This window comes from Staphylococcus simiae (genome assembly GCF_017357005.1).
GTDB classification, from domain to species: domain Bacteria; phylum Bacillota; class Bacilli; order Staphylococcales; family Staphylococcaceae; genus Staphylococcus; species Staphylococcus simiae_A.
This window is the reverse complement of sequence record NZ_CP071589.1, coordinates 1,479,060-1,492,491: the sequence shown is the minus strand read 5'-3', so window position 1 is coordinate 1,492,491 and position 13,432 is coordinate 1,479,060. Positions and strand designations below refer to the sequence as shown.

Genomic DNA, 13,432 nt, shown 5'->3' with positions numbered 1-13,432 from the left:
CTTTAAATTTATGGGGGAGATATTAACATGGATGAACGAATGGTTGATCAATCAATGCATAATGAAGAATCAGATTTTGAATTATCATTACGACCTACAAAATTGCGACAATATATTGGTCAAAATGCCATAAAAAGTAATTTAGAAGTATTTATTAAAGCAGCTAAATTACGTCAAGAACCGTTAGACCATGTGTTGTTATTTGGTCCCCCTGGGTTAGGTAAAACAACGTTATCGAATATTATTGCTAATGAAATGGAAGTTAATATACGTACTGTGTCAGGACCATCTTTAGAACGTCCAGGAGACTTAGCAGCAATTTTATCTGGTTTGCAACCTGGTGACGTTCTTTTTATTGATGAAATTCACCGATTAAGTAGTGTAGTTGAAGAAGTTTTATATCCTGCAATGGAAGATTTCTTTTTAGATATCATTATTGGTAAAGGTGATGAAGCACGCAGTATTCGTATTGATTTACCACCCTTTACTTTAGTTGGTGCAACCACAAGAGCTGGAAGTTTAACAGGACCTTTGAGAGATCGCTTTGGTGTTCATTTGAGATTAGAATATTATAATGAATCAGACTTAAAGGAAATCATTATTCGAACTGCTGAGGTACTAGGTACTGGTATCGATGAGGATAGTGCAATTGAACTAGCTAAACGTTCAAGAGGAACACCGCGTGTCGCTAATCGATTATTAAAACGCGTGCGTGATTTCCAACAAGTCAATGAAGATGATCAAATATATATAGAAACAACGAGACGAGCATTAAATTTATTACAAGTGGATCAACATGGTTTAGATTATATTGACCATAAAATGATGTCATGCATCATAAATCAATATAAAGGAGGTCCTGTTGGTCTCGATACAATTGCTGTCACGATAGGTGAAGAACGTATTACCATTGAAGATGTTTATGAACCTTTTTTAATTCAGCAAGGTTTCTTAGAGCGAACACCACGTGGACGTAGAGCAACAGCGCTTGCTTATGAGCATTTTGGAAAGAACAATGAGGAGAGAGATTAAAGTGAATATTGAAGAATTTGATTATGATTTGCCAGAATCTTTAATTGCACAAACGCCACTTAAAGATCGAGATCATAGTCGTTTATTAGTAATGGATAGACATTCAGGTGAATTGACTCATTTACATTTTAAAGATGTGATTGATTATTTTAATCCAGGAGATACATTGGTATTAAATGATACTAGAGTTATGCCTGCCAGACTATTTGGTTTAAAAAAAGAGACTGGTGCCAAAGTTGAAATGCTAATGTTAACGCAAATTGAAGGTAACGATTGGGAAGTACTTTTGAAACCTGCTAAACGCATTAAAGTTGGTAATAAATTAACATTTGGAGAAGGAAAAATTATTGCAGAATGCATTAAAGAATTGGACCAAGGTGGCCGTATCATGCGTCTCTATTATGATGGTATTCTACAAGAACGTTTAGATGAACTAGGTGAAATGCCTTTACCACCTTATATAAAAGAACGCTTAGATGATCCAGATAGATACCAAACAGTCTATGCAAAAGAAAGTGGATCAGCTGCTGCACCTACAGCGGGTTTACATTTTACTGATGACTTGTTAACCCAAATAAGAGATAAAGGTGTTAATATCGCTTTTATTACTTTACATGTTGGTTTAGGCACATTCAGACCTGTAAGTGTTGATAATATTGATGATCATGAAATGCATAGTGAATATTACCAAATGTCGCAAGCTACAGCTGATTTATTAAATGAGACTAAATCTAATCATCATCGTATTATTTCAGTTGGTACAACATCTACAAGAACATTAGAAACAATTCGTCGTGATCATGATCACTTTGTTGCAACAAGCGGTTGGACAGATATATTTATTTATCCAGGCTTCCAATTTAAAGCTATTGACGGTCAAATTACTAATTTTCACTTGCCAAAATCAACGCTAGTTATGCTAGTATCAGCCTTTAGCAGTCGTCAAAACGTTTTAAATGCCTATCGTACTGCTGTTGAACAGCAATATAGATTTTTTAGCTTTGGCGATGCAATGTTAATAATATAAAAAGAATGTGAGGAATTAAACATGCCTGCAGTAACATATGAACATATTAAAACTTGTAAGCAGTCTGGTGCAAGATTAGGTATTGTACATACACCACATGGATCATTCGAAACCCCGATGTTTATGCCAGTAGGTACAAAAGCAACAGTTAAAACACTAAGTCCAGAAGAATTAAGACAAATAAATGCTAAAATTATTTTAGGTAATACGTATCATTTATGGTTGCAACCTGGTAATGATATTATTAAACATGCAGGTGGATTACATAAATTCATGAATTGGGATGGACCTATCTTAACTGACTCTGGTGGCTTCCAAGTATTTAGTTTAAGTAATTTACGTAAAATTACTGAAGAAGGGGTAGAGTTTAGACATCATACGAACGGTTCTAAACTATTTTTAAGTCCTGAGAAATCAATGCAAATTCAAAATGATTTAGGTTCAGATATTATGATGGCCTTTGACGAATGTCCGCCGATGCCAGCAGAATATGACTATGTAAAAAAATCTATCGAAAGAACTACAAGATGGGCTGAAAGATGTTTGAAAGCACATCAAAGACCAGAAGATCAAGCATTATTTGGTATCATTCAAGGTGGCGAATATGAAGATTTAAGAGAGCAAAGTGCTAAAGATTTAGTAGAACTCGATTTTCCTGGATATGCAATTGGTGGTCTATCTGTTGGTGAACCAAAACCAGTTATGTATAAAATGGTTGAACATACTGAGCAATTTATGCCTAAAGATAAACCAAGATATTTAATGGGTGTAGGTTCTCCGGATGCGCTAATTGAGTGTAGTATTCGAGGAATGGATATGTTTGACTGTGTTCTTCCTACAAGAATCGCACGTAATGGTACATGTATGACTTCTAATGGTCGCTTAGTCATTAAAAATGCGAAATTTGCTGATGATTTAAGACCTTTAGATGAAAATTGTGATTGTTATACTTGCCAAAATTACTCTAGAGCGTACATTCGTCACTTAATTAAAGCAGAAGAAACATTCGGTATACGCCTTACTACTATCCATAATTTACATTTTCTGCTAAAATTAATGGAAGATGTTAGACAAGCCATTCGTGAAGATCGTCTTCTAGATTTTAAAGAAGAATTTTTCGAACAATATGGTTTAAACGTTGAAAATCCCAAAAACTTTTAAATAGAGGAGTTATAAAAATGCAATTTACTTCATTAATTATTCCAATTTTATTAATTGTATTAATGTGGTTCTTTTTAATCAGACCACAACAAAAACGTGCTAAAGAGCATCGTGAAATGATAAGTCGTGTGGAAGCAGGACAAAGAATAACAACTATTGGTGGTATTAAAGGAACTGTTAAAGCAGTAGATGAAACAACTGTAGTTATTACAGTTAATGGTCATGGTACAGAAATGACATTTGAAAAGCCTGCTATTAAACAAGTAGATCCTTCATAATACACTAACAACTTATAATTAGGATGAAACGGTAAGCGTTTCATCCTTTTTAATTTGCAAAAGTTTATACAAACTATTACAAAAGAATTTTAATAATTACAACTAACAATAACTATTAAATTTAAGTTAAATATCGTAGTGACTAATTTCACTAATTGTTTGAGTATGTTACTATATATAAGTTGATAAATATTGTTAAAAAGAATTAACTTGCGTAACAAATTGAAGATAAAGTATTCTATATACATACGTAAATAATGAGGTGTTCATGTGAAAAAAGTAAGTAGAATCATTGCATTCTTACTATTAGTTGTCTTGCTTTTCGGTGGAATGGCAGTCACTTATAAAAATGTAATTAAGAATGTTAATCTAGGATTAGATTTACAAGGTGGATTTGAGGTACTTTATCAAGTTGATCCATTACATAATGGCGATAAGATAAATAAAAAAGCGCTACAATCAACAGCGCAAACCTTAGAAAACCGTGTTAATGTTTTAGGTGTCTCTGAACCCAAAATTCAAGTTGAAGAACCAAATAGAATTCGTGTTCAACTTGCAGGGGTAACCGATCAGAAAGAAGCACGTAAAATTTTATCATCTCAAGCTAATTTAACAATTAGAGATGCTGATGATCATGTGAAATTAAACGGTTCTGATATTAAACAAGGTTCTGCTAAACAAGAGTTTAAGCAAGAGACGAACCAGCCGACAGTTACTTTTAAAGTAAAAGATAAAAATAAATTCAAAAAAGTAACGGAAGAAATCTCTAAAAAACGTGACAATGTCATGGTAGTTTGGCTAGATTTTGAAAAAGGCGATAGTTATAAAAAAGAAGCACAAAAGAAAAATCCGAAATTTATATCAGCAGCTAGTGTTGATCAACCGATTAATTCAGATAGTGTAGAAATATCTGGTGGTTTTAAAGGCCAAGAAGGTGTTAAAAAAGCTAAGCAAATTTCTGAGTTGTTAAATGCAGGTTCATTACCTGTAGATTTAAAAGAAATTTATTCCAATTCTGTAGGTGCTCAATTTGGACAAGATGCTTTAGATAAAACTATCTTTGCTTCATTTATTGGTGTAGCACTTATCTATCTATTTATGTTAGGTTTCTATCGTTTACCTGGTTTAGTAGCTATTATAGCTTTAACAACATATATTTATTTAACACTTGTAGCATTTAATTTCATTTCTGGTGTTCTTACTTTACCAGGTATTGCAGCATTGGTACTTGGTGTAGGTATGGCAGTAGATGCCAACATCATTATGTACGAAAGAATTAAAGATGAACTTAGAATTGGTCGAACAATTAAACAGGCCTTTTCAAAAGCCAATAAAAGTTCTTTCTTAACAATTTTTGACTCAAACTTAACAACTGTTATCGCAGCAGCTGTGTTATTCTTCTTTGGTGAAAGTTCAGTAAAAGGTTTCGCGACAATGTTGTTATTAGGTATTTTAATGATATTTGTAACAGCTGTATTCTTATCAAGATTCCTATTATCATTACTAGTATCATCAAATGTCTTTAAGAAAAGTTACTGGTTATTCGGTGTTAAAAAGAAAGACAGACATGATATTAATGAAGGTGTTGAAGTACACGATTTAAAAACTTCATTTGAAAAATGGAATTTTGTTAAGTTGGCTAAACCATTAATTGCTTTAAGTATCCTAATTGTAATAGTCGGTGCAGTAATCCTATATATCTTTAAACTTAACTTAGGTATAGACTTCTCAAGTGGTACAAGAGTAGATTTCGAATCTAAAGATGCATTGACTCAAAATAAAATTGAACAAGTAATTAAAGATACTGACTTAAAAGCTGATCAAATTCAAATTAACGGCAAAGGTAATAAAGCTGCAACAATTCAATTTAAACAAAATTTATCACGAGCTCAAGATAATAAATTGAATGACGCGATTAAATCTGAGTTTGGTGATACACCACAAATCAATACGGTATCTCCGATTATAGGTCAAGAGTTAGCTAAGAATGCTATGCTTGCGTTACTATATGCAGCTATTGGTATTATTATCTATGTATCACTAAGATTTGAATGGCGCATGGGCTTATCATCAGTGTTAGCATTACTGCATGATGTGTTCATTATAGTTGCTATCTTTAGTTTATTTAGAATAGAAGTAGATTTAACTTTCATTGCAGCAGTACTAACAATTGTGGGTTATTCCATTAATGATACGATTGTAACGTTTGACCGTGTACGTGAAAATTTACAAAAAATCAAAGTAATCACTTCTACAGACCAAATTGATAATATTGTAAATAAATCAATTAGACAAACAATGACACGTTCAATCAATACAGTATTAACTGTCTTAGTTGTAGTTATTGCAATTCTATTATTTGGTGCACCAACTATCTTTAACTTTACATTAGCATTATTCATTGGATTGATTTCTGGTGTGTTCTCATCAGTATTTATTGCCGTACCTCTTTGGGGTATTATGAAAAAACGTCAATTAAGAAAAACACCAAATCATAAATTAGTAGTGCATAAAGAAAAACGTTCAAATAATGAAAAAATATTAGTTTAAGACGTTATATTAAAGATCCCGAGATTATTGTAACTAAAGTAATCTCGGGATTTTTTGTATATTTATTGAAATGAAGTAATGCGTTGGTTATGAATTAAGATGTAGTATTGTTTGAATTATGGCATGATATGGGAGTGGGACAAACATGAATTTTATATAAAATTTATGTCGTATATGCCCGTCTTGCACATTTAGAACTAGTTAATTTTTCAATATTTACTAGTTCTTGCCCAACCTTGCCCGTCTTACACATTAAAGTAAAAATTTTAGTTATAAAATTTTTCTATGACGGGTCCCTCCCACCCCGGCAAGACTGACTAGATTTGTAAAACTTGATATATCAGCATTTTACAACCCAGACAGTTACTGCCAAATGCTTGGATTTAAGTGTGAAATGTTTTTTGTTCCAAGCTCTAAAGAGAGCTAACAAAAGGTTTGAGGTTTGCAAATTCTACTTATGATATTAGCTCTATTTATGACATATTTTAATTAGATTTGTTATAATAAAAGTCTTGAATTACAACTTAATGTTTAAAACTATCTCAAAATTAGGTATAATGCTTTTGGAAATGAGGCGTAACACAATGATAAAATCGAAATATAAATGGCATTTACAACAACCAACTGAATATATCTCAGATCAAGTCATGTCTAAATATAAATTAACGCCTATAGTTAAGAAAATATTAGAAAGTAAGTCACTTGTTGAAGAAAGTCAAATTGATGCTATTATCAATGATCGTGTGGTTGATTACGATCCATTCAAATTAAGCGACATGTCTAAAGCAGTCGAACGAATTAATACTGCTATTAAAAATAAAGAAAAGATACTTGTATATGGAGATTATGATGCAGATGGCGTAACTTCTACAACAATATTAGTTACGACATTACAACAGCTTGGAGCACAAGTTGGTTGGTACATTCCTAATCGATTTTCTGAAGGTTATGGTCCAAATGAATTAGCCTTTAAAAATGCTCATGATGAAGGTATTTCATTAATTATTACTGTAGATAATGGTATACAAGGACACAACGAAATTGAAATGGTTCAAAAGTTAGGTGTAGATGTTATAGTTACAGATCACCATGAAATAGGAAACACTTTACCATCAGCCTTTGCTATCGTTCATCCAATGCATCCCGATTTTGAATATCCTTTCCAACAGCTTTGTGGTGCGGGTGTCGCATATAAATTAGCTCAAGCACTTTTAGATGAGGTACCTAATTATTTTAAAGCTTTAGTAGCGATAGGTACCATAGCTGATTTAGTGTCATTAACAGACGAGAACCGTTCATTAGTAAAACAAGGTTTAGCTCAATTAAATGATCATTGTCCAGTTGCAATCAAAGCATTATTAAATGAAGCAGGATATAATGATGAAATTAATGAAGAAACAATAGGATTTATTATTGGACCTAGACTAAATGCAGTAGGTCGTTTAGAGGATGCATCACTTGCATGTGAACTATTAATGACCGAGGATGAAGAAGAAGCAATATTTTTAGCAGAACAAGTTGAGCATTTTAATAGAGAACGTAAAGATATAGTAGCAGCTATTACGGAAGAAGCAATGGCAATGGCTGAAAAGCAAGTTAATGATGGCAACTTGTTTTTATTATTGGCTAAAGAAAATTGGCATGAAGGTGTCTTAGGAATTGTAGCTTCTAAAATTGTAGAGACCTATGCGTTACCGACTCTAATTTTAAATATTGATCGAGAACAAAATCATGCTAAGGGTTCAGCAAGATCGATTGCACAAGTCTCTATGTTTGAAATTTTAAATGCACATCACGATTTAATTGCCAAATTTGGTGGCCATCATATGGCAGCAGGTATGACAATGACTATAGATAACATTGACAAGCTATCTACTGGTCTAAATCAATGGATGACAACGTTACAGCAAACGACATCTTTAGATCCTGTAAAAAAAGTAGATGTTATGCTGGATGAACAAGATATAACAATCAAAAATATTAAAGATATTAATAAACTGCGACCTTTTGGTACAGATTTTAATAAACCTTTATTTGAACTGGATGACTTAATAGTTGGTTCGTTTAAGGCGATTGGTCAAGGTAATAAACATTTGAAATTAACATTAGGTGACAATAAAACAACTGCTTTATATTGGCAACATGGCCATTTAGCTTCTGAATTACAAGATCAACAACCAATAAATGTGCTTGCTAATATACAAATTAATGAATGGAATGGTAATCAAACACCACAACTTATTATTGAAGACATGGCCATGAATCAACAACAAATTCTTGATTATCGTAGCAAACGTAAACAGGTACCTTATACAGATAATGAAGATAATATGATTGTGTTGATACATCCAAAAAGTGACAAGGTTAATAATAATGAATATTTTTATGGTGAAATAGTTGAAGGTCATTTTGATAAAGTTATTTTAAAAGATTTACCGGAGAAAATGGAAGATTTGGCAATAACTTTAAATCATTTGAATTTTTCACAATTATATTTAGTGTTACAGCATAGTCATTCAATTTATTTTGAAGGTATGCCCCATATGGATACTTTTAAAAAGTGTTATAAAGCATTAATCACCAAACAACAATTGAATTTACAACAAGATGGTATGCATTTATGTCAACATTTAAATGTCAAACCTAATATTTTGAAATTTATGTTGAAAGTATTTCTAGATTTAAACTTTATTGTAGATGAAAATGGTATAATTAAGATAAATAACCAACCAGATAAAAGGTCTATTGATTCAAGTAGAATTTATCAATTAAGACAGCATAGAATGGAAGTTGAACAACGTCTTTTATATGATGAATTTACACAAATAAAAGAATGGATTAAGTCACAATTGTCATGAGCAATTTAGGAGGAAAAATTTAATGGATTTAAAACAATATGTATCAGAAGTACCAGATTGGCCACAACCCGGAGTAAGCTTCAAAGATATTACTACAATTATGGATAATGGTAAAGCATACGGTTATGCAACAGATCAAATCGTTAAATATGCCAAAGATAGAAATGTAGATCTTGTTGTCGGCCCAGAAGCACGTGGCTTTATAATTGGTTGTCCAGTTGCTTATTCAATGGGCATTGGCTTTGCACCAGTTAGAAAAGAAGGGAAATTACCTCGTGAAGTAATACGTTATGAATATAATTTGGAGTATGGTACTAATGTTTTAACCATGCATAAAGACGCTATTAAACCAGGACAACGTGTGTTAATTACTGATGATTTATTAGCAACTGGTGGTACTATTGAAGCAGCAATTAAGCTAGTTGAAAAGCTTGGTGGAATTGTTGTTGGTATTGCATTTATAATTGAATTAAAATATTTAAATGGCATTGAAAAAATAAAAGATTATGATGTCATGAGTTTGATAACTTATGATGAATAGGCTTTACTTAAGCCTTTAAGAAACATGAAGATTCTATAATTAATTGTTGATATATGATGATTTCTGTATTATTCATATTATTTGAAAACAATTTAATATAGAATCTTTTTTCTATTATTAACAAAGTGTTAGAAAATTGAGCTTTAATGCGTAATTAGACCATTTATTTATTTATTAACTTGTAGTATCATAAAACTAATATTTAAAAATTTAAGTGGCTATTGTACTTTAATTTTTATAAATCTAAAAATACAAAATTAAAGTAGTTCAAATTAAGAAAATGATTCAATTAAGTTAACGTTATAATCGTAATTGTTTATTAAGGGCAAAGTAATAAAGATGAATGGGGTGTCATATTTTGAATAACGAATATCCATATAGCGCAGACGAGGTACTTCATAAAGCTAAGTCATATTTGTCGGCACATGAATATGAATACGTGTTGAAAAGTTATCATATCGCTTACGAAGCACATAAAGGCCAATTTCGTAAAAATGGATTGCCATATATTATGCATCCTATACAAGTCGCAGGTATTTTAACGGAAATGCGATTAGATGGTCCTACTATTGTGGCGGGATTTTTACATGATGTCATAGAAGATACACCGTATACATTTGAAGACGTTAAAGAAATGTTTAATGAAGAAGTAGCGCGAATTGTTGATGGTGTAACAAAACTTAAAAAAGTTAAATATCGCTCAAAAGAAGAACAACAAGCTGAAAACCATCGTAAATTATTTATTGCTATTGCCAAAGACGTACGTGTTATTTTAGTGAAATTAGCAGATAGACTGCATAATATGCGTACATTAAAGGCAATGCCAAGAGATAAACAAATTAGAATTTCAAGAGAAACATTAGAAATTTATGCACCTTTAGCACATCGTTTAGGTATCAATACAATTAAATGGGAATTGGAAGATACTGCTTTAAGATACATTGATAATGTTCAGTATTTTAGAATTGTTAATTTAATGAAAAAGAAACGTAGTGAACGTGAAGAATATATTGAAAAGGCCATAGACAAGATAAGTACTGAAATGGAACGTATGCAAATAGTGGGAGAAATTAACGGCCGACCAAAGCATATTTACAGTATTTATCGTAAAATGATGAAACAAAAAAAACAATTTGATCAAATTTTTGATTTATTAGCAATTAGAGTCATTGTAAATTCAATTAATGATTGTTATGCCGTTTTAGGTTTAGTGCATACTTTATGGAAACCGATGCCGGGTCGATTTAAAGATTATATTGCTATGCCGAAACAAAATATGTATCAATCACTGCATACAACAGTCGTAGGTCCTAATGGGGACCCATTGGAAATACAAATTCGTACCTTTGATATGCATGAAATAGCTGAACACGGTGTAGCAGCACATTGGGCATATAAAGAAGGTAAAACAGTTAATGAAAAAAATCAAAGTTATCAAAACAAATTAAATTGGTTAAAAGAATTAGCCGAAGCGGATCATACATCTTCTGATGCGCAAGAATTTATGGAAACGTTAAAATATGATTTACAAAGCGATAAAGTGTATGCATTTACACCAGCTAGTGATGTCATTGAATTACCATATGGGGCAGTGCCAATAGATTTCGCATATGCAATTCACAGTGAAGTTGGTAATAAAATGATTGGTGCCAAAGTAAATGGTAAAATTGTACCGATTGATTATATGTTACAAACGGGCGATATAGTTGAAATACGCACAAGTAAGCATTCATATGGACCAAGTAGAGACTGGCTAAAAATTGTTAAATCATCTAGTGCTAAAGGGAAAATTAAAAGTTTCTTCAAAAAGCAAGATCGTTCTTCAAACATCGAAAAAGGACGTTCAATGGTTGAATTCGAAATTAAAGAGCAAGGTTTCCGAGTTGAAGACATCTTAACAGATAAAAACATACAAGTTGTGAATGAAAAATATAATTTTGCAAATGAAGAAGATTTATATGCTGCAGTAGGTTTTGGTGGTGTCACTGCATTACAAATTGTCAATAAATTAACTGAAAGACAGCGTATTTTAGATAAACAACGTGCTTTAAATGAAGCTCAAGAAGTCACTAAATCAGTGCCAATTAAAGATAATATTATTACCGATAGTGGTGTTTATGTTGAAGGACTTGAGAACGTTTTAATTAAGCTGTCAAAATGTTGTAATCCAATCCCTGGAGATGATATTGTAGGATATATCACTAAAGGTCATGGCATCAAGGTACATCGTACGGATTGTCCAAACATAAAAAATGAAACAGATCGTTTAATTGCTGTTGAATGGGTAAAATCAAAAGATGAAACTCAGAAATATCAAGTTGACCTAGAAGTTACAGCATACGATCGAAATGGATTGCTTAATGAAGTATTACAAGCTGTTAATTCAACTGCTGGTAGTTTAATTAAAGTATCTGGTCGATCTGATGTTGATAAAAATGCAATTATAAATATTAGTGTGATGGTTAAAAATGTTAATGATGTCTATCGTGTTGTTGAAAAAATAAAACAACTTGGTGATGTATATACTGTTTCAAGAGTTTGGAATTAGGAGGTGTAAATAGTGAAAGTAGTTGTCCAAAGAGTTAAATCAGCTGCAGTGACAAATGACACAATAAATAATCAAATTAATAAAGGCTATTGTCTTCTTGTAGGTGTAGGACAAGATTCTACCAAACAAGATGCTGAAGTATTAGCTAAGAAAATTGCTAATGCTAGATTATTTGAAGATGCTGAAGATAAATTGAATTTCAACATTCAACAAATTGAAGGTGAAATTTTATCTATTTCACAATTTACTTTATATGCTGATGTTAAAAAAGGAAATCGACCAGGATTTTCAAATTCAAAAAATCCTACCGAAGCAAATGAATTATATGAATATTTTAATGACTGTTTACAATCATTTGATATACCAGTTAAAACAGGTGAGTTTGGTACGCATATGAATGTAGAAATTAACAACGATGGTCCCGTTACCATTATCTATGAAAGTCAGGATGGCAAAATTCAATGACAAAGATAAGTACATGGTTAGCTAACAATGGTCTCAAAAATAAGAGAACATTAATTATTGTTATCGCATTTGTATTATTTATTATATTTTTATTTTTATTATTAAATAGCAATGATGAAAATAATGGTAACATCACAGTTACAGAAAATGCAGAATTACGTACTGGTCCTAATGCAGCCTATCCAGTTATATATAAAGTTGATAAAGGGGATCATTTTAAAAAGATAGGTAAATCTGGCAAATGGATTGAAGTTGTCAATGCATCTAATGATGAAAAGGGTTGGATTGCAGGTTGGCATACTAATTTGGATATAACTGAAGATACAACAAAAACTAAAAATGCCTTAAAAGGTAAAACAGTAGTACTTGATCCTGGTCATGGTGGTAGTGACCAGGGGGCATCAAGTACTACTAAATATAAGAGCTTAGAAAAAGAATATACACTAAAGACAGCTAAAGAACTTAAATCTTTTTTAGAGGATGAAGGTGCTACTGTTAAAATGACGCGTAAAGACGATACTTATGTATCTCTTGATGATCGAAATGTTAAAGGCGACGCGTATATTAGTATACATAACGACTCTTTAGAGTCACCAAATGCGAATGGGGCAACAGTCTACTGGTTCCATGATAATCAGCAGCAACTTGCTAATACATTAAACGCAGCAATTCAAAAAAAGGCGTTGCTCTCTAACCGTGGTGCGAGACAACAAAACTATCAAGTTTTAAGACAAACTAATATTCCAGCAGTGTTACTAGAGCTGGGTTACATTAGTAATCCAACAGATGAAAATATGATAAAAGATCAATTACATAGACAAATAGTTGAAAAGGCTGTTATTGATGGACTTAAACAATATTTTTCAGCTTAACACTTGCATCTTAAGGCTAAAATCGTTATGATGAATAGTGAATTTTATATTAAAAACCGATATGATTCTTGAAATGTTAACAGAAATAGGTAATAATTCT

Annotated in this window: 10 protein-coding genes; all 10 read left to right on the top strand. The window is 31.9% G+C overall.

Features of this window, described 5'->3' with window-relative positions:
• Positions 1–27: 27 nt before the first annotated feature.
• The 10 genes from ruvB (at position 28) to J3R86_RS06645 (ending at position 13,332) form a co-directional block, all read left to right on the top strand.
• Positions 28–1,032, top strand: coding sequence for a Holliday junction branch migration DNA helicase RuvB (gene ruvB, locus J3R86_RS06690; protein WP_207516627.1), 1,005 nt, complete (start codon positions 28–30; stop codon positions 1,030–1,032).
• Position 1,033: 1 nt separating this feature from the next.
• Positions 1,034–2,059, top strand: a complete 1,026-nt coding sequence (queA, locus tag J3R86_RS06685; RefSeq protein ID WP_207516626.1) for a tRNA preQ1(34) S-adenosylmethionine ribosyltransferase-isomerase QueA — start codon at positions 1,034–1,036, stop codon at positions 2,057–2,059.
• A 21-nt stretch (positions 2,060–2,080) separates the two neighbouring features.
• Positions 2,081–3,220: a tRNA guanosine(34) transglycosylase Tgt gene (gene tgt, locus J3R86_RS06680; RefSeq protein ID WP_002462960.1), complete on the top strand. Its 1,140-nt coding sequence runs from the start codon at positions 2,081–2,083 to the stop codon at positions 3,218–3,220.
• A 17-nt stretch (positions 3,221–3,237) separates the two neighbouring features.
• Positions 3,238–3,498, top strand: coding sequence for a preprotein translocase subunit YajC (gene yajC, locus J3R86_RS06675; protein ID WP_002462958.1), 261 nt, complete (start codon positions 3,238–3,240; stop codon positions 3,496–3,498).
• Between the two features lie 270 nt (positions 3,499–3,768).
• Positions 3,769–6,048 carry a protein translocase subunit SecDF gene (secDF, locus tag J3R86_RS06670; RefSeq protein ID WP_207516625.1) on the top strand — a complete coding sequence of 760 codons (2,280 nt, stop codon included), beginning with the start codon at positions 3,769–3,771 and terminating at the stop codon, positions 6,046–6,048.
• A gap of 584 nt (positions 6,049–6,632) precedes the next feature.
• Entirely contained in the window at positions 6,633–8,906 is a 2,274-nt protein-coding gene (recJ, locus tag J3R86_RS06665; RefSeq protein ID WP_207516624.1) for a single-stranded-DNA-specific exonuclease RecJ, read from the top strand.
• 22 nt (positions 8,907–8,928) lie between these two features.
• Complete coding sequence (locus J3R86_RS06660; protein ID WP_002462056.1) at positions 8,929–9,447, top strand: adenine phosphoribosyltransferase; 519 nt, start codon at positions 8,929–8,931, stop codon at positions 9,445–9,447.
• Positions 9,448–9,805: 358 nt separating this feature from the next.
• Entirely contained in the window at positions 9,806–11,995 is a 2,190-nt protein-coding gene (locus tag J3R86_RS06655) for a RelA/SpoT family protein (RefSeq protein WP_207516623.1), read from the top strand.
• Between the two features lie 12 nt (positions 11,996–12,007).
• Positions 12,008–12,460: a D-aminoacyl-tRNA deacylase gene (gene dtd, locus J3R86_RS06650; RefSeq protein WP_207516622.1), complete on the top strand. Its 453-nt coding sequence runs from the start codon at positions 12,008–12,010 to the stop codon at positions 12,458–12,460.
• Positions 12,457–13,332: an N-acetylmuramoyl-L-alanine amidase family protein gene (locus J3R86_RS06645; protein WP_207516621.1), complete on the top strand. Its 876-nt coding sequence runs from the start codon at positions 12,457–12,459 to the stop codon at positions 13,330–13,332. The genes dtd and J3R86_RS06645 overlap by 4 nt, the downstream gene beginning before the upstream one ends.
• The last annotated feature ends 100 nt before the right edge of the window (positions 13,333–13,432 follow it).